Source organism: Amycolatopsis sp. NPDC003865 (genome assembly GCF_053605345.1).
Map to the genome: position 1 here is coordinate 77,038 of NZ_JBSGJA010000014.1, position 21,306 is coordinate 98,343.

Sequence of the window (21,306 nt, forward strand, 5' to 3'; positions counted from 1 at the left end):
TCGTCGGTCGGTTCTTTTCGATCCCTCCGCGTCCACGGCAGGAATTTACGGCGATTGCGAAAATCGGGGGAACGCGCTGGGAAACCGGTGACGTGTGCCATAGAGTCGGCCACCTCCTCGGGCCTGAAATCGATCAGTCCCGCCATTTCCGGAAAAGCCAGGGAGCGCGGTGAGCGGTACCCGAGATCGGTCTTCTTTCGACCTCCTCGCGTGGGTGCTCGGCGAGTGCCGGACCGACCGGGTCACCGGCTCGCTCTACCTCGCGGGCCGTCCCGGCGGCGTGTTCCACCTGCGGAACGGGGCGGTGGTGGCGGTCGACACCCCGGGCGCGCCCGGCGCACACGCGCTGCTGCTGCGCTCGGGCCGGATCAGCGAGGCGGACTGGTCCGCGGTCGTGCGGGCCGGCGCCGACCCGCACGGGGAGCTGCTCGCCCGCGCCGGGATCGGCGGCACGGAGCTGCACCTGATCACCTCGACGGCCGCGCACGACGGCGCGTTCGCCGTGGTGGCGGGCACGATCGACGAGTACGCCGTCGACCACGAACCGCTGGACGTCCCCCTGCCGATCACCCGGGGCATCGACCTGGACCGGCTGCTGGCGGAAACCGCGCGGCGGCTCGACGCGCTCGCGTCGCTGCCCACACCGGTGGCCCCGCACCGCGAGCGCCTCGAGCCGGCCGCGGACCCGCGGACGGCCGCGCTGAACGCCATGCGCCGCGCGATCATCGCCTGCGCCGATGGCCGCCGCTGCGCCCGTGACATCGCGTTCGTGCTGGGGCGCAACGTCTTCCCGGTGACGGTCGAGGTGTCCAGGATGGTCGGCGACGGGCTGCTGGCCGTCGCCGGCGCGGCAGCGGTGGGCGCCCCTCGCCCGCACCCGCAAGTCCAGCCACGCGTCCGCGAAACCGGACCGAGGCCGCCCCTCCCCCGGCGCGAACCCGGCGCGAGCGGCGTCAACGAAAGCCGGTTCGCCGGCTGGCCGGTGCTGCCCCGGCTGTTCACCCGCGCCCGCGCCGGCCCGGGTGCCGCCGAAGACCCACCGACCCCCTGAAACCCCACCCGAGAAGGAGACCGCCGTGCAGGGTCAAGGCCAGAACATGTCGGACCAGATGACCATCATGGTCAAGCGGATGCGGCAGGAGGTGCCCGACTGCCTGGCCTCCGGCGTCGTCGACCTGGCGACCGGCATGCTGCTGGCCGTCGAAACCACCGACGCGCATCCCCCGGAAGTGCTGGACCTGCTCGCCGGCGCAACCCTCGACCTGTTCCAGGGCCGCACCGTCGTGATGATCGAAGACGTCTTCAAGGAACGCCGCGGCGTCGCCAGCCACGAGCACTACTTCCAGGAAATCCTGGTCAACAGCGCCAACCTGACGCACCTGTTCATCCGCAACAACCAAAACGAAGACGTGGTCGCGGTCGTCGTCTGCCCGAGATCGGTGAACATCGGCATGCTCTTCGCCGGTGCCCGCCGAGCGGTCAAGAGCCTGGCGCTCTGACCCCCTGATCGCCTGCCGGGGCGGCGCGTCCGCCCGCCGCCGCCCCGGTAGGCCCGGACGTCGCCAGTACCCAGTGGAAGGTCGCCGGGCCTTCGGGTTCGTGCATGGTCACGGTTTCGTCGACGACGAGGGTGAACCCGGCCGCCGCCAGCAGGCGCCGGTTGCCGTCCGGGTCGTGGCTGCTGAAGAACATCGGCGTGCCGAGCCAGTCGTCCTCGACCCCGTTCGCTTCGCTGCAGCCCAGCGCGGCCAGGAACCAGCCACCGGGGCGCAGCCAGCGCGTGATCCGCGCGAACAGCGCGCCCTGCTCCTCGCGCGGGACGTGCAGCACCGAGTAGAACGCCGTGACGGCGTCGAAGCTCCCGTCCGGAAAGGACACCGCGGCCATGTCCGCCCGCTCGAAGCGCGCGTCCGGGACGTTGCGCCGCGCGAGGTCGAGCTGCGCCGCGGAGAGGTCGATGCCGAGGACGTCGTGCCGCCGCGCCAGCAGCGCCGTGCAGGGGACACCCGCACCGCAGCCGAGGTCGAGGACCCGGGCGCCGTCGTCGAGCCGTCCGGTCAGCCCGGCCAGGAAGCGCAACCGCGGGTCGCCGGTGATCCGAGTGCTCCACTCGAGGTACCGCTCAGCCGCGCTGTCGTAGCCGGATTCGACGATCCGCCGCGCGTCGCTCACCGTTTCGACCCTACCGAGCCGTCCAGCGGTTTCTCGGCCAGAATGGCCCCGTGGTCTCGGTGCGCAGCGTGGTCGACCGGGTGGGGCCGACGCTGCTCCACGCGCTCCAGGTGCCCGACGACTCCCCCGCCGTCGCCGACGTCGTGATCGCCGAGCCCGGTGGCGCCGTCGCCGCCGGCGACCTCGTGCTCGGCGTCGCCACCACCGGACCCGAAGACGCCGCGCAGCTGGTGAAGCAGAGTGCCGAGCAGGGCGCCGCCGCCGTGCTGCTCAAGCCGCCGCTCGCCGGGAAGCCGTCCGTCAAGCGCGCCGCGAAGGCCAGCGGGATCGCGCTCGTCCAGGTGCACGCCGCGACGTCGTGGGCGCAGCTGGTGTGGCTGCTGCGGACGGTCCTCGACGCGCTCGCGGACGAGTCCGAGGACCTCGACCCGGGCTCCGGCGACCTGTTCCGGCTGGCCGACGCCGTCGCGTCCGTTGTGGACGCGCCGGTGACCATCGAGGACACCAACTCCCGCGTGCTCGCCTACTCCGCGCGCCAGGACCTCACCGACCCCGCCCGCGTCGCGACGATCATGGGCAGGCGCATCCCGGACGACGTGCTCGCGCGGTTCCGGTCGCGCGGGGTGTTCCGCGAACTGTCCCGCGGCCGGCAGACGATCTTCGTCCCCGCCCAGCGCGACGGGACGCTGCCACGGCTGATCGTGCCGATCCGGATGGGCGGCGAGCTGCTCGGGTCGATGTGGGCGGTGGTCGCCGGACCGGTGTCCGACGAGCGCGCGGCCGCCTTCGCCGACGCCGCCCCGGTCGTCGCGCTTCACCTGCTGCGGCGCCGCGCGCACACCGACGCGCAGCGCCGCGCGTCGGCCGAGCTGCTGCGCGGGGTGCTCGAAGGCCGGGCGAACCCGCGCAAGGCGATGGCCGAGCTGGACCTGTCCGACGAGCCGCACCGCGTCGTCGTCATCGAGGTGACCGGCGGCGACGGGCGGGACGCCGAAGGCCTGCGGCTCGCCCTGCTCGAACGGATCTCCCAGGGCATCGGCCGCCGCCCGGTGGCGACCGAGCTGGGCGGACTGCTCTACGCCGTGGTGCCCGACCGGCCGGGCCCCGGCGGCTGGGCGGAGCTGCGCGAGGCGTTGAAGTCGACGTCGTCCCGGCGCGGCGGCGCCCCGCGGGCCGCGGCCGGAGCGCCCGGCGAGATCGGCGATCTCTCGGCGTCGCGCCGGCAGGCCGACGAAGCACTCGGCCTGCTGCGCGCGGAGCTGCTCGGCGAGCGCGTGATCACCTTCGACGAGGCCTGGACGGCGTTGACGCTGCACCGCGGCGCGACGGCGGCGGCCGGGGCGAAGGTCGCGGAGCTCGGCCCGCTGGGTGCGCTGCGCGCCCACGACGAGTCGGGCAAAGCCGGTTACGTCGAGACGCTCTACGAATGGCTGCGCCACCCCGGCGACCCGCGCGCGGCGGCGCGGGAGTTGCGGATCCACCCGAACACCCTCCGGTACCGGATGCGCAAGCTCCTCGAACTGGTCCCGATGGACCTGGACGACCCCGACGTCCGGCTGGCCTTGATCACCCAACTGGTGGCGCTGCGCTGGAGCTGACGTTGGGCCGTTCGGCGCAACGCACGTCGTATGCACTACTCCGCATGGATCGCGCCGAACGTACCGATTGTCTTTTCCAGCCGAAAGGTGGTGGATTCCGGCGATCGCCTGACGCACCTTCTTCGCAGCACCCGGGGTAGCCGGGTCGTCGCAGAGGAGTCTCCATGAGCAGTTCGGAGCGGTTCCGCAGGGCCGTCAAGCTGGGCGCGGTGTCCGCGCTCTCCCTGGTCGCCCTGGTCGTCCCGGGCACCACGACCGGCAGCGCCGTCGCGGCGCCGTCGGGCGACTGCTTCACCCCGACCCAGTCGGCCGACCGCAGCAAGGACGGGCACGCCGACAGCCTGTCGCCCGCCGAAGCGGCCCGCGTCGAAGCGGACATGCAGAGCAAGCTCGCCGGCAAGCGGACGGCGTTCGCGGCCGCCGCGGTCTCGATCCCGGTGTACTTCCACGTGATCACGAGCGGCTCGACGGGCAACCTGCCGGCGTCGGCGATCACCAAGCAGATCTCGGTGCTCAACAGCGCGTACGCCTCCAGCGGCTTCAGCTTCTCGCTCGTCAGCACCGACTACACGAACAACTCCACCTGGTACAACGGCATCACCGACGGCACGTCGGCCGAGCGCAACATGAAGAACGCGCTGCGCAAGGGCGGCAAGAACGCGCTGAACATCTACACCGCGAACCTCGGTGACAGCCTGCTCGGCTGGGCGACGTTCCCGTGGAACTACAGCTCCCAGCCCAAGCTGGACGGCGTCGTGATCCTCGACGAGTCCCTTCCGGGCCGCTCGGCGACGAACTACAACGAGGGCGACACGGCCACCCACGAGGTCGGCCACTGGATGGGGCTCTACCACACGTTCCAGGGCGGCTGCTCGGGTTCGGGCGACTACGTGTCGGACACGCCGGCCGAGAAGACGGCGACGTCCGGGTGCCCGGCGAACAAGGACACCTGCACCTCGACGGGCAAGGACCCGGTGCACAACTTCATGGACTACAGCTACGACAGCTGCATGTACGAGTTCACCGCGGGCCAGGGCACGCGGATGAACAGCTCCTGGTCGGCCTACCGCGCCTGACGTCCGGTCCGTGAAGGGCACCCTCGTGGACGGGGGTGCCCTTCACGGCGTTCAGGCCACCAGCAACGTCTTGCCGATCGTCGCGCGGGACTCGATCGCCGCGTGCGCGTCGGCCGCCTTCTCCAGCGGGAACCGCCGGCCGATCACCGGGACCAGCCGGCCCGCCGCCGCTTCCGCCAGCGCCGACTCCGTGAACGCCCGCATCTGCGCCGGGCTCCCGATCGAACGGACCAGGGACACCCCGCTCGCCGAAGCGTCCTCTTCGGACACTTCCGCCCAGGAGCCGGCCGCCAGGCCGTACACCGCCATCCGGCCGCCCGGGCGCAGCAGCCCGAACGCCGCCGTGCCGATCGCCCCGCCCACGCCGTCGAACACGACGTCCACCTCGCCGGCGCGGGCCGTCCAGTCCGGCGCCAGGTAGTCGACGACGACGTCCGCGCCCTGGACGCCGGCCACCTTCGCCGGCCCGCCCGCCGCGCCGACCACGAACGCGCCCGCCGCTTTCGTCAGCTGCACCAGCAGGCCGCCGACGCCGCCCGCCGCCGCCTCGACCAGGACTCGATCGCCCGGGCGCACCCTGGTGGCATGCACCAGGCCGGTCGCGGTGCGGCCGTCGGCGAGCAGCGCCACCGCCGCGTCGAGGTCGAGCGCGGCGGGCACCGGGAACACCGCCTCCGCGGCCACCGCCACGCGCTGGGCGTACCCGCCGGAACCCCCGGTCGACGTCACCACCCGCTGCCCGGCCAGGCCCGGATCCACGCCTTCCCCGACCGCGCTGATCACGCCGCCGACGCCGTTGCCCGGGATCAGCGGCGGCTCCGCGCGGAACGGCCCGGGAGCGCCCGCCCGGAACTGCGTCTCGACGAACGTGGTGTTCGCGAACACCACTTCGACCAGCACCTGACCGGGTCCGGGGACGGGGTCGGGCGCGTCTCCCGGGACCAGCACTTCCGGCCCGCCGAACTCCCGCATCCACACAGCTCTCATGGCGCCACGCTGCAACCTCCAGCGAGGTCGAAGTCAACACACTTGTCCGCTGGGAACCACGAAACCGGCGGAGAAATGTCCGCTCAGCACGATGACACCGCCGTCCGGGTGGTTCACCGTGAGTGCCAACACCGCCTTGCATCCGGACGCAGACCGACCCAGGAGGCCGACCGTGCGTATCGCCGTTCCCCGTGAAATCAAGAAGCACGAGTACCGGGTCGCGCTGACCCCGGCGGGGGTGCACGAGCTGGTCGGCCGCGGGCACGACGTCTTCGTCGAGACGGGCGCCGGCGCCGGTTCGTCCATCACCGACGAGGAGTACGTCGCCGCCGGCGCGAAGGTCCTCGCCACCGCCGACGAGACGTGGGCCGAGGGCGAGCTCGTCCTCAAGGTCAAGGAGCCGATCGCCGAGGAGTACCCCCGGCTGCGCGCCGACCAGGTCCTCTTCACCTACCTGCACATCGCCGCCGACCGCCCGCTGACCGACGCGCTGCTGGCCGCCGGCACCACCGCGATCGCGTACGAGACGGTGCAGACCGCCAACGGCGCGCTGCCGCTGCTCGCCCCGATGTCCGAGGTCGCGGGCCGGCTGGCCCCGCAGGTCGGCGCGTTCTCGCTGATGAAGCCGAGCGGCGGGCGCGGTGTCCTGCCCGGCGGCATCCCCGGCGTGCACCCGGCGCGCGTCGTCGTCATCGGCGGCGGCGTCGCCGGTCTGAACGCCGCCCGCGTCGCTTTGGGCCTCGGCTCGGACGTCGAGATCCTCGACACGAACGTCGACCGCCTCCGCCGGATCGACAACGACTTCGGCGGCCGCATCCGCACGGTGACGTCGAACCGCCTGTCGGTCGAGGAGTCGGTGCTGCAGGCCGACCTGGTCATCGGCGCGGTGCTGGTCCCCGGCGCGAAGGCGCCGAAGCTGGTCTCGAACGAGCTCGTGTCGCGCATGAAGGCGGGCAGCGTGCTCGTCGACATCGCGATCGACCAGGGCGGCTGCTTCGCCGACTCGCGCCCGACCACCCACGACGACCCGACCTACACCGTGCACGAGTCCGTCTTCTACTGCGTCGCGAACATGCCGGGCGCGGTGCCGCGGACGTCGACCTACGGCCTCACCAACGTCACGCTGCCCTACGCCGTCCAGCTCGCCGAGCACGGCTGGAAGGCCGCGCTGCAGGCCGACGCGGCGCTGGCGAAGGGCCTCAACACGCACGCGGGCGTCCTGACCAACGGCCCGGTCGCGGTGGCCCACGACCTGCCCCACACGGCGCTGGAGACGGTGCTCGCCTGAGCTACCCCACCCGAGCGGGCCCCCGTCGTTCTCCGGCGGGGGCCCGCTCCCCGTTCAGCAGCTTCCGCCCGAACGCGATCGCGGGCAGCTCGACCCACTTGCGCAGCGCACAGGCGAAGAGCAGCGCGACGGCGGACGTCGCCGCGGCCTTCGCCAGACCGGTCGGCACCAGCAGGCCGGTCACCCCCGCCGCGCCGGTCTGCGCGAGGTAGAGCGCGTAGGACCGGTCCCCGATGAAGGTGAGGGGACGGCTCGAAAGCAGCCGCCGCACCGGCCCCTGGCCGAGCACGGCCACGAGCAGCAGCGCCGACCCGGCCGCGTAGACCGGCACGACGAACTGCCAGTTCCCGCCGAGCGCCTGTCCGAGTGGCTTGACCGACAGCTGCAGCACGCCGAAGCCGAGCGCGACCAGCACCGCCGCGGCCGGGCTGGTCAGCGGCCGCAGCACCGCGAACCCGCGCGGGTGGTGCAGGACCAGCGCGAGCAGGCAGCCGGCGACCAGCGAGCCGTAGTGCACCGTCAGGCTCGCCCACTGGTGGGACGGCGCCAGCGGCAGCACGGCGAGCACGGCACCGATCGCGCCCGCGCCGATCAGCACCCGCAGCGCGGTCTTGCCGGACTTCGCGAACGACGTCAGCACGAGCAGCGCGGGCCAGCCGAGGTAGAACTTCTCCTCCACGCCGAGCGACCACGAGGTCGGGTACGGCGTGTTGAAGTCGACGACCTCGTTGAGGAACGTCAGGTAGTACGGCATCGCGTCGGCGAGCCTGCTGCTGCCGTACGCCCCGGCGAGCGTGACCGCCAGCGCCGTGAGGCCGAGGAGCAGAAAGTACACCGGCAGGATCCGGAAGACGCGCCGGACGGAGAAGGCGCGCAGCGAGATCCGGCCGGTGCGGTCCTCTTCGCGCAGCGCCAGCGTGGTGATGAGGAAGCCGGACAGCACGAAGAACAGCTGGACGGCGATCCAGCCCTGCAGCCGGTCGACGACGGGGCCGCCGTAGTGGAAGAACACGACGGCCAGCGCGGCGAGCGCGCGCACGCCGGTCAGGCCGGGGAACCACGACGACGAGCGGTATGCGGCGTGGTCGAGGGGCCGCCAGGAGCTGATCATGCGCGCAGCGTCGGGTCCGGACGCTGAACGCAGCCTGAAGCCGGCTTAAGACGTCTTCAGCTCCGGCAGCCGGATGACGAACCGGCTGCCGCCTTCGAGCGTGGCCGTGCCGCCGTGGGCGCGCGCGATGTCCGCGACGATCGCCAGGCCCAGGCCCGATCCGCCGTCGTCGCGGGCGCGGGCGTCGTCGAGGCGGACGAACCGGTCGAAGACGCGTTCGCGGTCGGCTTCGGTGACGCCGGGCCCGTCGTCGGTGACCGAGAGCACGGCCCAGCCGTCCACAGCGGACACCTCGACGACCACCCGGGCCCGCGCGTGCCGCTCGGCGTTGTCGACGAGGTTGCGCAGGAGCCGTTCGAGCCGCGACCGGTGGCCACGCACGACGGGCTCCCCGCGCACCTCGATCTCCGCGCGGCCCGCCGCGACCGTCCGGGCCACTTCGGACAGTGCGACGGGTTCGAGCCGGTCCGGCCCGGCGTGGTCGAGCTTGCCGAGCAGCACCAGGTCGGCGACGAGGTCCTGCAGCCGGGTGACATCGAGCAGGGCGTTGTCGCAGGCGTGGCGCCAGTCGATGCGGTCGGGGTGGGCCAGCAGCACTTCGAGCTGCGTCCGCAGGGACGCGAGCGGGGTGCGCAGCTCGTGCGACGCGTCGGAGGTGAACCGGCTCTGCCGCGTGACGGCCTCGTCGAGCCGCGCGAGCATGGTGTTCATCGTCCCGGCGAGGCGGGCGATCTCGTCCCCGGTGCGCGGATCCGGAACGCGGCGGCTCAGGTCGTGCGCGCCGATCTCGGCGACCTCGCCGCGGATGGCGTCGACGGGACGCAGCGCGCGCCGCACGGCAAGCCACGCGATGAGGCCGATGAGCAGCGCGACGGCGGGGACGCCCACGGTGAGCACGGTGCGCACGGAGTCAACCGCCGCCTGCCCCTCCGGATCGACCTCGGCACCGGCGTAGACGTCGTACGCGCTGTCGCCACTGTCGGCGTGCACGACGTGCAGCGTGAGGTCGTCGTCGAGCCCGGGCAGCTGGGGCGCACAGCCGACGGACGCCCGCGCGGACCGGTCGTACGCGTAGGGCCGCAGGGTGATCTCGGTGCCGGCGGCCAGCGTCATTCCGCGCAGAACCGGGCAGGACGCGACCGACGCACCACTCCGGTCCTTGACCTCGTAGACCGAGTCGCGCACCAGCAGCGCCAGGTCTCCAGGCCGGGCACCGGTGTCGAGCAGCTGCACGATCGCGTCGGCATGGGCGCCGGCGAGCTGGGCGGCGGCGTCCTCCAGCCGGTCCTGCGCCTGAAGCACGAACCAGAGCGAGACCGCACCGAGCGCGACAGCGGAAGCGACGAAGGAGCTCACCGCGACGCGGAAGCGAGTGGCGCGAAGGAAGCTAGGCACCTGCCGGCACCACGTGATACCCGGCACCCCGAACGGTCCGAATGGTCTCGACACCGAAGGGAACATCGATCTTACGCCGTAAGGCACTGACGTGGACTTCGACGAGGTTGGCGCTGACGGAGGCGGCGAAGTCCCAGAGGTTGTCGACCAGTTCGGCTTTGCTGACAACCTGCCCGGGCCGGCTCAAGAGGTAGGCGAGAAGAGCGAATTCCTTACCGGTGAGCGCGATGTCCACGCGGCCGCGCCGACAGGTCCGCCCGGCGAGGTCGAGTTCGAGATCACCCACTTTGAGGACCCCCGCCCGAGTGGCACCCCCACGCCGGATGAGCGCGCGAAGCCGCGAAAGCAGAACCCCGTAGGAGAAGGGTTTGGGCAGGAAGTCATCGGCCCCGGTGTCAAGGGCCTCGATCTCGTCGTCCTCGCCATCCTTGGCGGTGAGCATGAGAACCGGGGTGAAGTCCCCCCGTTCCCGAAGCCGCCGACAGACGCGAAACCCGTTCAGCCCAGGCAACATGATGTCGAGAACAATGGCGGAGTAGGGATGCTCCCCGGCAAGCCAGAGAGCATCCCGCCCATTACGGGCAAGATCAACGGCATAGCCCTCAGCCGCAAGCCCAGCCCGCAGAGCCTCACCAAGCCGCGGTTCATCTTCAACAAGCAAGATCCGCACAAGGCAAAGATGCCACACGGAGAACCCCAGAACCCACGGGAGAGAACCGGCGGGACCCGAGAGGCCGCGAGGGAGGCACCGTGGGGGGTCCGGGGGGCTCGGCCCCCCGGGTAACACGGGATGAGTCGAGCGAAGGGCGAAGCCCGAAGCGGAGACGAAGGGGCGACCCGCTCAACCAGCCTGGGGGTCACTGGGAGCGGGCCGCCGGTACCTAGCTTAGAGGTGTCCGGCGGTCTTCGCTGCACCGGGTCGGCAAGTCGCACGAATTCTTTACCAAGTTGATCTGAGCGTGCCGGGGAATCCTGAGGTCAGGGCGTCGTGGCGGGCTCGGGTCGGTAGCGGAACGTGACGAAGGTCGCTTGCCGCGGGTTCGGGCGTTCCGTGCGCGCGGGTCGCGCGGGTAGGGCAGGATGACGCCGCATCAGCGGGAACGTTAGGGGATGGTATGCACGACGGCAGTGGCCGGATTGTGGTGCAGAACCTGAGCAAGCAGTTCGGCGCGGTGAACGCGGTGCAGAACCTCAGTTTCACGGTCGAGCCGGGTTCGGTGACGGGTTTTCTGGGTCCGAACGGTGCCGGGAAGACGACGACGTTGCGGATGTTGCTCGGGTTGGTGACGCCGACGGCGGGGCAGGCGACGATCAACGGGCGGCCGCATTCGCAGCTGGGGAATCCGGCGCGGGTGGTGGGTTCGGTGCTGGAGAACGAGGGGTTCCACCCGAGCCGGACGGCGCGTAACCACTTGCGGGTGTACGCGGCGGCGATCGGGGTGCCGGATCGGCGTGCGGACGAGGTGCTGGGGCTGGTGGGGCTGGGGAGTGTCGCGGACCGGAAGGCGGGCGGGTTCTCGCTGGGTATGCGGCAGCGGCTGGCGCTGGCGACGGCGTTGCTGGGTGATCCGCAGGTGCTGGTGCTGGACGAGCCGACGAACGGCTTGGACCCCGAGGGCATTCTGTGGCTGCGGAACTTCCTGCGTTCGTACGCGCGGGAGCAGCGCCGGACGGTGCTCGTGTCGAGCCATCTGCTCAACGAGGTCGAGCAGCTGATCGACCAGGTCGTGATCATCAGCCAGGGTGTCACGCGCTACTACGGTTCGCTGGAGCAGCTGCGCAAGAGCCAGCAGTCGCGCGTGCTGGTGCAGCCGGCGGATCCGGGTGCGCTCGTGAAGGCGTTGCAGGAGAACGGCATCACCGGGGTTTCGCCGACGCCGGACGGCCGGGTCGCGGTCGCCGGGTCGAGTGTGCAGCAGATCGGGGACATCGCCGCGAAGGCCGGGATCGCCGTCTACGGGATGCAGGAGGACCACGCCGATCTGGAGCGGATGTTCTTCCAGCTGACGCAGGGTCAGTACGCCGGTGGCGCGCCGGGTTACCCGCCGCAGCCGCAGTACCAGGGTCCGCCGCCGCCCGGCTATCCGCCGTCGGGGCCGCAGCAACAGCAGCAGTACTGGGGAGGACCGCAGCGGTGATGGGCAACCTGATCAAGGCGGAGTTCCGCAAGACGCTCTCGCTGAAGACGTGGTGGGTGCTGCTGATCCCGCTGGCGCTGGTGGCGTTCTGGCTGACGTTCGCGTGGGGCAAGATCACCAACGACTTCGCGGACTTCCTGAGCACCGACAGTGATGCTCGGCAGGTCACCCGGCTGATCGGCCTGGACCCCGGCAGCGTGCCGGTGGGGCTGCTGGCGCTGGCGCACGGGGTGAACATCGCGCAGCTGGTGCCCGGGCTGTTCGGGATCTTCGCGCTGGCGGGCGAGTACCGCAGCAAGACGATCACGACGACGTTCCTGACCGCGCCGAACCGGATTTCGGCGCTGACGGCGAAGATGCTCACCTACATCGGGTGGGGCGCCATCTACGGGCTGGTCAGCTTCGGTGTCTCGGCGATCGCCGTGATGTCGTCGGTGGACTCGGGCCGCTGGCCGTCGGCGGGCCAGTGGCTGGCCGCGCTCGGCGGGACGGTGCTGGCGTCGGTGCTGGTGACGTTGTTCGGCATCGGGTTCGGCGCGGTGCTGCGGAACGTGCCGCTGGCGGTGGTGCTGTTCCTGGTGTGGTTCCTGATCGTCGAGAACGTGCTGGTGATCCTGCTGTGGGGGCAGACGACCCTGCTGGGTGGGATCCTGCCGAACGGGACCGCGAACGGGATCGTCGGCGGGATCGCGGCGGACGCGTTCGGGTTCAACTCGCTGAACCTGCCCGACGACGTCAACTCGGGCGCGCAGCTGTTGCTACAGTACACGGCCGCGGCGCCCGGCGTGCTCTCGTGGTGGGCCTCGGCGTTGATCTTCTTCGCCTGGACGATGGTCTTCTTCGGCCTGGGCTGGGCGGGCAACCAGAAGCGCGACATCACGTAGGTTCACCCGTCCGTGAAGGCCGTCTCGATGTCTTCGAGACGGCCTTCACGGCTTTCCGGGAAATATTTTGTCGGTGGCGGCGCTTAGTGTTGCAACGTGACCACCGCTCCGCCCCGCTCCCGTCAAGAGCTCCCGCCCGTTGAGACCGCCGGCTGGGTTCGCCGGCTGTCCGCCGCGGCCTGGGAGCACCGCGGCATCGTCGTGCTGTCGCTGCTCGCCGCCGTGTTCAGCGTCGGCGTGCAGGCCGCGAGCCCGCTGCTGGTGCGCTCGGCGGTGGACGACGCCGTGGCGGGGCGCACGGGCGCGCTGCCCGGGATCGCCGTCTTCCTGGTGGCGCTGCAGCTGGTCGCGTTCGGCACCGCCTTCCTGCGCCGGTACTTCGGCGGCAAGCTCGCCCTCGACGTCCAGCACGACCTGCGCCAGCGCGTCTTCAACGCGGTCTCGCGGCTGGACGGCGGCAAGCAGGACGCGCTGCGCACCGGCCAGGTCGTCTCGCGCGCGATCTCGGATCTGCAGCTGGTCGTCGGGATCCTCATGCAGATCCCGCTGTCGTTCGGTTCGGTGATCTTCGCGGTGCTGTCGTTCGCGGCGATGCTCTGGATGTCGCCGGTGCTGACGCTGATCGCGCTGGTCGTCACGCCCGCCGTCGGTATCGTCATCGCCCGCAGCCGCAAGCGGCTGTTCCCGGCGACGTGGTCGGCGCAGCAGCGCGCGGCGGACGTGGCGCAGCAGGTCGAGGAGACCGTCACCGGCGTCCGGGTGGTCAAGGGCTTCGGTCAGGAGGCGCGGGAGGTCTCGAAGCTCGAGGGCACCGCCCGCAAGCTGTTCGCGGAGCGGCTTCGCGCGGCGAAGCTGTCGGCGGTGCCGACGGCGACGACAGCGGCGCTGCCCGCCGCCGGGCAGGTCGCCGTGCTCGGCATCGGCGGCGTCCTGGCGTTGAACGGCTCGATCACCCTCGGCACGTTCCTCGCCTTCGCGACCTACCTCGCGACGCTGATCGGGCCGGCCCGGATGCTGTCCGGCCTGGTCGTGCAGGCCCAGCTGACCCGCGCGGGCGCCGAGCGCGTCTACGAGCTGATCGACGCGCAACCGGAGGTCGTCGACTCCCCGGACGCGCGGCCGTTGCCGTCCGGCCCGCTCGGCGTCGAACTCGACGACGTCCGCTTCGGCTACACGCGCTCCGAACCGGTGCTGGCCGGCCTCTCGGTCGCCGCCAACCCGGGCGAGACTCTCGCGCTGGTCGGCACGGCAGGGTCCGGGAAGTCGACGATTTCCTTGCTGCTGCCCCGGTTCTACGACGTGCACGCGGGTTCGGTGCGGGTCGGCGGCCTCGACGTCCGCGACGTTCCGCTGCGGCAGCTGCGGCAGGCGATCGGCGTCGTGTTCGAGGAGGCGTTCCTGTTCTCCTCGTCGATCCGCGAGAACATCGCCTACGGCCGCCCGGACGCGAGCGAGGAGGAGATCGTCGCGGCGGCGCGCGCGGCCGAAGCGGACGAGTTCATCCGCGCCCTGCCGGAGGGGTACGACACGCTGGTCGGCGAGCGGGGGCTGACGCTCTCGGGCGGCCAGCGGCAGCGGCTCGGGCTGGCCCGCGCGCTGATCACCGACCCGCGGATCCTGATCCTCGACGACGCGACGTCGGCCATCGACACCGTCACCGAGGCGGCGATCCACGAGACCCTGCGCTCGGTCACGGCGAGCCGGACGACGCTGCTGATCGCGCACCGGCGCTCGACGCTGGCGCTGGCCGACCGGATCGCGGTGCTGGACGAGGGCCGCGTCGTCGACGTCGGCACCGAAGCCGAGCTGATGGCGCGCTGCCCGCTGTTCCGCGAACTGGTCGCGGGGCCGGGCGACGACGTCGAGGAGAAGCACCGCTGCGAGGGCCTCGACTGCGGCCAGGACGGCGTCACGCCGGCGCTGTGGCCGCGGGACGAGAGCCGCGACGAAGTCGACGACCTGGCCGACGCGGCGCGCTCGCGCAGCGGCAACCCGAACAACAGCGGTTTCGTCGGCGGAGGCGGCGGCCTCGACGTGCCGCCGACGCCGGAGCTGATCGAAGGCGTGCGCAAGCTGCCCGCGGCGGCGGACGAACCGCGGCTGTCCGATGTGGACGTCACCGCGCCCGACCCCGGCTTCCGGCTGGCCCGGCTGCTGCGGCCGGTCCGCTGGCCCCTCGCGGTGGTCATCGGGCTGGTGGCGGCGGACGCGCTGGCGTCGATCGCGCTGCCGGGGCTGTACCAGTTCGGCGTCGACCACGGCGTCAAGCCGGGCATCGAGTGGATGGTGTGGCTCGCCGCCGGGATCGGCGCGCTGGTGATCGCGGCCGACTGGCTGGTCGTGTTCGCGCAGACGCGGCTGACCTCGCGGGTCGGCGAAACGGTGCTGTACGCGCTGCGCGTCCGCAGTTACGCGCACCTGCAGCGGCTCGGGCTCGACTACTACGAGCGGGAGCTGTCCGGGAAGATCATGACCCGGATGACGACGGACGTCGACGCGCTCTCGACGTTCCTGCAGACCGGCCTGGCCACCGCGGTGGTCAGCGCGCTGACGCTGGCGGGCATCACGGCGGCGCTGCTGGTCACCGACGCCGGGCTGGCGCTGTTCGCGCTGGCCATGGTGCCGGTGCTGGCGGTGGCCACGGTGATCTTCCGGCGGGCGGCGTCGAAGGCCTACAACGAGGCCCGCGAGCGGGTCAGCGTCGTCAACGCGGACATGCAGGAGAACGTCAGCGGGCTGCGGGTCGCCCAGGCGTACACGCGCGAAGACCGTTCCGCGGAGGCGTTCGCTTCGCGCAGCGACGACTACCGGCGCTCGCGGCTGCGGGCGCAGCGGTACGTCGCGACGTACTTCCCGCTGGTGGCGCTGCTGTCCGACCTGGCGACCACGACGGTGCTGGTCGCGGGCGCCAACCGCGTCTCGGCGGGGACGCTGTCGGCCGGCGTGCTGCTCGCGTTCCTGCTGTACCTGCAGCAGTTCTTCTCGCCGATCCAGCAGCTGTCGTCGGTGTTCGACGGGTACCAGCAGGCCCGCGTCGGCCTGAACCGGATCGGCGACCTGCTGCGGACGCCGACGTCGGTGCCGGCGGCGGAGAACGCGGTCGCGGTGCCGCCGCGGCTGCGGGGCGAGGTCTCGTTCAAGGAGGTCGACTTCGCCTACGCCGGCACGGACGCGCCGGCGCTGGCGGAGTTCTCGCTGGACGTCGCGGCGGGCGAGACGATCGCACTGGTCGGCGCGACGGGAGCGGGGAAGTCGACGGCGGTGAAGCTGGTGGCGCGCTACTACGACGTCACGGGCGGCGAGGTCCGGATCGACGGCACGGACGTCCGCGAGTACGAGCTGGCCGGACTCCGGCGCCGGATGGGCGTGGTACCGCAGGAGGCGCACCTGTTCTCGGGCACGGTGGCGGACAACGTCCGCTACGGCCGCCCGGAGGCATCGGACGCGGAGGTCGAGGCGGCGGTCCGCGCGGTGGGGGCGTTCGACGGGGTGGCGGCCCTGCCGTCGGGCTTCCTGCAGCCGGTGGGCGAGCGCGGCCGTTCGCTGTCGGCGGGCCAGCGCCAGCTGGTGGCGCTGGCGAGGGCGGAGCTGGTGGACCCGGACGTGTTGCTGCTGGACGAGGCGACGGCGGCCCTGGACCCCTCGACGGAGGCGGCGGTACTGCGGGCAACGGAGACGGTGGCCCGCCGCCGGACGACGTTCGTGGTGGCCCACCGCCTGGCAACGGCGGCGAAGGCGGACCGCATCGTGGTCCTGGACCACGGCCGGATAGCGGAGACGGGGACGCACGAGGAGCTGCTGGCGGCCGACGGCCTGTACGCCCGCCTCTGGGCGCTGGGCTGACCGCCGAAAGTCCGTGGCCGGGCGGCCGGGCCGCTGGGAGCATGGCGGGCATGTTCGAGCAACAGCGAGCCCCCGACCGGCAGATTCGCGCGGCGCAGACCGACAAGACCGTGCGCGTCTACCAGGCCTGCTCACCCGCGATCGCGGACGCCGCGCTCGAGAAGCAGACCGTCGAGCCGGGTGGGACGACGTGGTTCACCCCGTCGTTCCGCCTCGCCGCCTACCTCAGCGGCAACGGGAGCAAGCCCGGCCACGAGCGCATCCTGGCGATCGACCTCAGCCGCGAGGGCTTCGAACGCGCCCTCGCGGAACACGTCGAGTGGGTGCCGGAACGAGATCTCGACCACACGGCGCTGAACTTCCAGGCGATCCGGATCACCGGCGATCCCGCCGGCGAGTGGATCACCGCCATCACCGATGTCACCCCGGTCATCCGGGACATCACCGGTCTGCTCGCCACCGACCAGCTCCACAAGGCGGTCAAACTGGTCCCCCACGAGCCGCCGTTCGAACCACCCGGAGACCCCGGCTAAGGCAGCGCCCGCCACTTCAGGGAGCCCATCCCCGCCGCCTCGACGTCCGGGCGGGATGCCCAGCGGACCGTCCCCGGCCGCACGTGCACCCCGGCTCCGACCAGCCAGTCCGGCTCGTCCGGCTCGACCCACTCCATCTCTTCGAAGTCCGCCAGCGTCGGCCACACGGCCGAGCACGAATCGCACGTCAGCACCACCGCGCCGGACTCCGTCACCAGCGGCCGCACCAGGCCCTGGTCCCAGAACGAAGGACATTCGACCAGCCACATCCCACCAGTGGAACCCGCCGCGGTGAACGGCCCCGCACCGAGGAGCGAACCGGAGGACAAGAGCCCGCGAACCCTGTACCGGGTCCAGCGCTTAAGGTTCCCTTAGCACATCTTGATCGAGTCAGTGACCGATCCCCTAGTGCGCCACGCCTCACACAGGCCGGTTCCATCACATCGCGGTCACCGAGGGGGTTAGCCTGGTAGGCGCATCAGCGGATTCATGATCGAGATCGAGACGGATAGAGGCGAGCCCAAGCCGTGTCCAGCAGCAGCCCTGCGTCGCAGTTCGGCCCCAACGAGTGGCTGGTCGAAGAGATGTACGACCAGTTCCTCGCCGACCCATCCTCAGTCGATGCCGCATGGCACGACTTCTTCGCGGACTTCAAGCCGACGCAGAACGCGCAGGCCAAGGCGGACAACGCCCGGCAGCAGGCCGACGCCAAGCCGGCCACCAACGGCCAGGCGGCGCAGCCGTCGGCCTCGGCCGTGCGGAACGCGGAGTCGGCGGCCAAGCAGGCCGCGCCCGCGAAGGCGGCGCCCAAGCCGGCCGCGAAGGTGGAGCCGAAGGCCGCCCCGAAGCCCGCCGCCAAGGCGGAGCCGAAGGCCGAGGCCAAGAAGGACGAGCCGGAGTCGAAGCAGCTGCGCGGCGCCGCGGCCGCCATCGCCAAGAACATGGACGCCTCGCTGAGCGTCCCGACCGCGACCAGCGTGCGCGCGGTCCCGGCCAAGCTGATGGCCGACAACCGCATCGTCATCAACAACCACCTCAAGCGCACGCGCGGCGGCAAGATCTCCTTCACGCACCTCATCGGCTACGCCATGGTGCGGGCGCTGAAGAACTACCCGAACATGAACCGGCACTACCAGCAGATCGACGGCAAGCCCTTCGCGATCACGCCGGAGCACGTGAACTTCGGGCTCGCGATCGACATGAAGGGCAAGGACGGCTCGCGCAACCTCGTCGTGGCTTCGGTGAAGTCGGTCGAGGACATGACGTTCCTGCAGTTCTGGCAGGCCTACGAGGAGATCGTCAAGAAGGCCCGCAACAACAAGCTGACGGCCGACGACTTCTCCGGCACCACGATCTCGCTGACCAACCCCGGCGGCATCGGCACCAACCACTCGGTGCCGCGCCTGCAGGCCGGCCAGGGCGCCATCATCGGCGTCGGCGCCATGCAGTACCCGGCCGCCTTCGAGGGCACCAGCGAGAAGACGCTGGTCGACCTCGGCATCAGCAAGATCATGACGCTGACCTCGACCTACGACCACCGCATCATCCAGGGCGCGGAGTCGGGCGAGTTCCTCAAGCGCATCCACGAGCTGCTGCTCGGCGAAGACGGCTTCTACGACGACGTCTTCACCAGCCTGCGCCTGCCGTACGAGCCGATCCGCTGGGTCGCCGACATCCCCGAGGGCCCGGTCGACAAGACCGCCCGCGTCATCGAGCTGATCGACGCCTTCCGGATGCGCGGCCACCTGATGGCCGACACCGACCCGCTGAACTACCGGCAGCGCAGCCACGCCGACCTCGACGTCCTCTCGCATAACCTGACGCTGTGGGACCTCGACCGCGAGTTCCCGGTCGGCGGCTTCGCCGGCCAGGAGCGGATGAAGCTGCGCGACATCCTGGGCGTGCTGCGCAACTCCTACTGCCGCACGGTCGGCATCGAGTACACCCACATCCTCGACCCCGAGGAGCGCCGCTGGATCCAGGAGCGCGTCGAGATCCCGCACGAGAAGCCGGACCCCGCGGTCCAGAAGTACGTGCTCTCGAAGCTGAACGCCGCCGAGGCGTTCGAGACGTTCCTGCAGACCAAGTACGTCGGCCAGAAGCGGTTCTCCCTCGAAGGCGGCGAGACGGCGATCCCGCTGCTCGACACCATCCTCGACAAGGCCGCCGAGCACGAGCTCGACGAGGTCGTCATCGGCATGCCGCACCGCGGCCGCCTGAACGTGCTGGCCAACATCGTCGGCAAGCCGATCAGCCAGATCTTCCAGGAGTTCGAGGGCAACCTCGACCCGGGCCAGGCGCACGGCTCCGGTGACGTGAAGTACCACCTCGGCGCCGAGGGCAAGTACTTCCGCATGTTCGGCGACGGCGAGACGAAGGTGTCGCTGACCGCGAACCCGTCCCACCTGGAGACGGTCGACCCGGTCCTCGAGGGCATCGTCCGCGCCAAGCAGGACATCCTCGACAAGGGCGGCGAGGGCTACACCGTCCTGCCGGTCCTGATGCACGGCGACGCGGCCTTCGCGGGCCAAGGCGTCGTGGCCGAGACGCTGAACCTCGCGCTGCTGCGCGGGTACCGCACCGGCGGCACCGTGCACGTCATCGTCAACAACCAGGTCGGCTTCACGACCGCGCCGGAGCACTCGCGCTCGTCGCAGTACGCCACCGACGTCGCGAAGATGATCGGTTCGCCGATCTTCCACGTGAACGGCGACGACCCCGAGGCAGCGCACTGGGTGGCCAAGCTGGCCGTCGAGTACCGGCAGGCGTTCCACAAGGACGTCGTCATCGACCTCATCTGCTACCGCCGCCGCGGGCACAACGAGGGCGACGACCCGTCGATGACGCAGCCGGCGATGTACGACATCATCGACACCAAGCGCTCGGTCCGGAAGACCTACACCGAGTCGCTGATCGGCCGCGGCGACATCTCCGTCGAGGAGGCCGAGGCCGCGCTGCGCGACTTCTCGAGCCAGCTGGAGCACGTCTTCAACGAGGTCCGCGAGCTGGAGAAGCACCCGGCGAAGGCCAGCCCCTCGGTCGAGGAGGAGCAGCCGATGCCGGCCAAGGTGCCGACGGCGATCACCGCCGAGACGCTGGAGCACATCGGCGACGCGTTCGTGAACGTCCCCGAGGGCTTCACGCCGCACCCGCGTGTCAAGCCGGTCATGGAGCGCCGCCATAAGATGTCGCGCGAAGGCGACATCGACTGGGCCTTCGGCGAGCTGCTGGCCTTCGGGTCGCTGGCGATGGAGGGCCGGCTGGTCCGGCTGTCCGGCCAGGACTCCCGGCGCGGCACGTTCACCCAGCGGCACTCGGTGTTCATCGACCGCAAGACCGGCCAGGAGTACGCGCCGCTGCAGAACCTGGCCGACGGCCAGGGCCGCGTGATGATCTACGACTCGGCGCTGTCGGAGTACGCGGCCGTCGGCTTCGAGTACGGCTACTCGGTGGCCAACCCCGAGTCGCTGGTGATGTGGGAAGCGCAGTTCGGTGACTTCGTCAACGGCGCGCAGACGGTCATCGACGAGTACATCTCCTCCGGCGAGGCCAAGTGGGGCCAGCGCTCGGACGTCGTGCTGCTGCTGCCGCACGGCCACGAGGGCCAGGGCCCGGACCACACCTCCGGCCGGATCGAGCGGTTCCTCTCGCTGTGCGCGGAGGGCTCGATGACGGTGGCGGTGCCGTCCACCCCGGCGAACTACTTCCACCTGCTGCGCCGGCACGCCCTCGACGGCATCCAGCGCCCGCTGATCGTCTTCACGCCGAAGTCGATGCTGCGCAACAAGGCCGCGACGTCGGCGACCACGGACTTCACCGGCGAGAGCCGCTTCATGTCCGTCATCGACGACACGACGCCGGACCCGGCGAAGATCCGCAAGGTGCTGCTGACCTCCGGGAAGCTGTACTGGGAGCTGGTGGCGGAGCGGACGAAGCGCGAGGCCGACGACGTCGCGATCGTCCGGATCGAGCAGTACTACCCGCTGCCGAAGAAGAAGCTGGTGGCGGCGCTCGAGCGCTACAGCAACGCTTCGCAGGTCGCGTGGGTCCAGGAGGAGCCGGAGAACCAGGGCGCGTGGCCGTTCTTCGGCCTCAACCTGCCGCGGAAGTTCCCGGAGCTGTTCTCGAAGCTGGAGGTCGTGTCGCGGCGCCCGATGGCGGCGCCGTCGGCCGGCTCGTCGAAGGTCCACGAGGTCGAGCAGAAGGCGCTGATCTCGAAGGCGTTCGACTGATCGCTTGAGCCACGGCGAAGGCCCCCGCACTTCCGGTGCGGGGGCCTTC

16 protein-coding genes are annotated in these 21,306 nt (G+C 71.2%); 10 read left to right on the forward strand and 6 right to left on the reverse strand.

Translation table 11 applies throughout. The features are described from left to right. Positions 1 to 169 precede the first annotated feature (169 nt). On the forward strand, positions 170 to 1,051 hold the full coding sequence (locus ACWEVP_RS30105) for a hypothetical protein (protein ID WP_452065940.1): 882 nt from the start codon (positions 170 to 172) through the stop codon (positions 1,049 to 1,051). Between the two features lie 25 nt (positions 1,052 to 1,076). After that, positions 1,077 to 1,499 carry a hypothetical protein gene (locus ACWEVP_RS30110; protein ID WP_452065941.1) on the forward strand — a complete coding sequence of 141 codons (423 nt, stop codon included), beginning with the start codon at positions 1,077 to 1,079 and terminating at the stop codon, positions 1,497 to 1,499. Here the strand turns inward: ACWEVP_RS30110 and ACWEVP_RS30115 are convergent. Continuing rightward, on the reverse strand, positions 1,480 to 2,172 hold the full coding sequence (locus ACWEVP_RS30115) for a class I SAM-dependent methyltransferase (protein WP_452065942.1): 693 nt from the start codon (positions 2,170 to 2,172) through the stop codon (positions 1,480 to 1,482). The genes ACWEVP_RS30110 and ACWEVP_RS30115 overlap by 20 nt on opposite strands. Positions 2,173 to 2,222: 50 nt before the next feature. On the opposite strand from ACWEVP_RS30115, the gene ACWEVP_RS30120 reads away from it, so the two are divergent. Both ACWEVP_RS30120 and ACWEVP_RS30125 read left to right on the forward strand, forming a co-directional pair. After that, positions 2,223 to 3,770: a PucR family transcriptional regulator gene (locus ACWEVP_RS30120; RefSeq protein ID WP_452065943.1), complete on the forward strand. Its 1,548-nt coding sequence runs from the start codon at positions 2,223 to 2,225 to the stop codon at positions 3,768 to 3,770. 164 nt (positions 3,771 to 3,934) lie between these two features. Further along, positions 3,935 to 4,846, forward strand: coding sequence for a zinc metalloprotease (locus ACWEVP_RS30125; RefSeq protein WP_452065944.1), 912 nt, complete (start codon positions 3,935 to 3,937; stop codon positions 4,844 to 4,846). Positions 4,847 to 4,897: 51 nt separating this feature from the next. On the opposite strand, the gene ACWEVP_RS30130 is transcribed toward ACWEVP_RS30125, so the two are convergent. Continuing rightward, entirely contained in the window at positions 4,898 to 5,833 is a 936-nt protein-coding gene (locus tag ACWEVP_RS30130) for a zinc-binding dehydrogenase (protein WP_452065945.1), read from the reverse strand. Between the two features lie 172 nt (positions 5,834 to 6,005). On the opposite strand from ACWEVP_RS30130, the gene ald reads away from it, so the two are divergent. Next, positions 6,006 to 7,121, forward strand: coding sequence for an alanine dehydrogenase (gene ald, locus ACWEVP_RS30135; protein WP_452065946.1), 1,116 nt, complete (start codon positions 6,006 to 6,008; stop codon positions 7,119 to 7,121). Between the two features lies 1 nt (position 7,122). Here the strand turns inward: ald and ACWEVP_RS30140 are convergent, their stop codons facing one another. Genes ACWEVP_RS30140 through ACWEVP_RS30150 form a run of 3 tightly spaced genes read right to left on the reverse strand, consistent with a single transcriptional unit; the run spans position 7,123 to position 10,297 of the window. Next, positions 7,123 to 8,232: an acyltransferase family protein gene (locus ACWEVP_RS30140; protein ID WP_452065947.1), complete on the reverse strand. Its 1,110-nt coding sequence runs from the start codon at positions 8,230 to 8,232 to the stop codon at positions 7,123 to 7,125. A gap of 45 nt (positions 8,233 to 8,277) precedes the next feature. Continuing rightward, complete coding sequence (locus tag ACWEVP_RS30145; RefSeq protein WP_452065948.1) at positions 8,278 to 9,627, reverse strand: ATP-binding protein; 1,350 nt, start codon at positions 9,625 to 9,627, stop codon at positions 8,278 to 8,280. After that, the gene (locus ACWEVP_RS30150) at positions 9,620 to 10,297 is read right to left on the reverse strand and encodes a response regulator transcription factor (protein ID WP_452065949.1); all 678 of its coding nucleotides are present in this window, start codon (positions 10,295 to 10,297) and stop codon (positions 9,620 to 9,622) included. The genes ACWEVP_RS30145 and ACWEVP_RS30150 overlap by 8 nt, the downstream gene beginning before the upstream one ends. 445 nt (positions 10,298 to 10,742) lie before the next feature. On the opposite strand from ACWEVP_RS30150, the gene ACWEVP_RS30155 reads away from it, so the two are divergent. The 4 genes from ACWEVP_RS30155 (at position 10,743) to ACWEVP_RS30170 (ending at position 17,025) form a co-directional block, all read left to right on the forward strand. Further along, the gene (locus ACWEVP_RS30155) at positions 10,743 to 11,765 is read left to right on the forward strand and encodes an ABC transporter ATP-binding protein (protein WP_452065950.1); all 1,023 of its coding nucleotides are present in this window, start codon (positions 10,743 to 10,745) and stop codon (positions 11,763 to 11,765) included. After that, a complete protein-coding gene (locus ACWEVP_RS30160; protein ID WP_452065951.1) occupies positions 11,765 to 12,649 on the forward strand; it encodes an ABC transporter permease in 885 nt (294 codons plus the stop codon). Before ACWEVP_RS30155 ends, ACWEVP_RS30160 begins: the two co-directional genes overlap by 1 nt. Positions 12,650 to 12,745: 96 nt before the next feature. After that, positions 12,746 to 16,492: an ABC transporter ATP-binding protein gene (locus ACWEVP_RS30165; RefSeq protein ID WP_452065952.1), complete on the forward strand. Its 3,747-nt coding sequence runs from the start codon at positions 12,746 to 12,748 to the stop codon at positions 16,490 to 16,492. Positions 16,493 to 16,542: 50 nt separating this feature from the next. Beyond that, positions 16,543 to 17,025, forward strand: a complete 483-nt coding sequence (locus ACWEVP_RS30170) for a DUF4291 family protein (protein WP_452065953.1) — start codon at positions 16,543 to 16,545, stop codon at positions 17,023 to 17,025. Here ACWEVP_RS30170 and ACWEVP_RS30175 read toward each other — a convergent pair. Then, positions 17,022 to 17,294 carry a hypothetical protein gene (locus tag ACWEVP_RS30175; protein WP_452065954.1) on the reverse strand — a complete coding sequence of 91 codons (273 nt, stop codon included), beginning with the start codon at positions 17,292 to 17,294 and terminating at the stop codon, positions 17,022 to 17,024. The genes ACWEVP_RS30170 and ACWEVP_RS30175 overlap by 4 nt on opposite strands. 258 nt (positions 17,295 to 17,552) lie before the next feature. Here ACWEVP_RS30175 and ACWEVP_RS30180 point away from each other — a divergent pair, with 258 nt between their 5' ends. Beyond that, the gene (locus ACWEVP_RS30180; RefSeq protein WP_452065955.1) at positions 17,553 to 21,257 is read left to right on the forward strand and encodes a multifunctional oxoglutarate decarboxylase/oxoglutarate dehydrogenase thiamine pyrophosphate-binding subunit/dihydrolipoyllysine-residue succinyltransferase subunit; all 3,705 of its coding nucleotides are present in this window, start codon (positions 17,553 to 17,555) and stop codon (positions 21,255 to 21,257) included. The last annotated feature ends 49 nt before the right edge of the window (positions 21,258 to 21,306 follow it).

Bases quoted from the DNA above. Each gene is read 5' to 3' on its own strand.
- ACWEVP_RS30125 (WP_452065944.1), top strand. From the start codon at position 3,935: ATGAGCAGTTCGGAGCGGTTCCGCAGGGCCGTCAAGCTGGGCGCGGTG.
- ACWEVP_RS30130 (WP_452065945.1), bottom strand. From the start codon at position 5,833: ATGAGAGCTGTGTGGATGCGGGAGTTCGGCGGGCCGGAAGTGCTGGTC.
- ACWEVP_RS30140 (WP_452065947.1), bottom strand. From the start codon at position 8,232: ATGATCAGCTCCTGGCGGCCCCTCGACCACGCCGCATACCGCTCGTCG.
- ACWEVP_RS30155 (WP_452065950.1), top strand. From the start codon at position 10,743: ATGCACGACGGCAGTGGCCGGATTGTGGTGCAGAACCTGAGCAAGCAG.
- ACWEVP_RS30160 (WP_452065951.1), top strand. From the start codon at position 11,765: ATGGGCAACCTGATCAAGGCGGAGTTCCGCAAGACGCTCTCGCTGAAG.
- ACWEVP_RS30170 (WP_452065953.1), top strand. From the start codon at position 16,543: ATGTTCGAGCAACAGCGAGCCCCCGACCGGCAGATTCGCGCGGCGCAG.
- ACWEVP_RS30175 (WP_452065954.1), bottom strand. From the start codon at position 17,294: ATGTGGCTGGTCGAATGTCCTTCGTTCTGGGACCAGGGCCTGGTGCGG.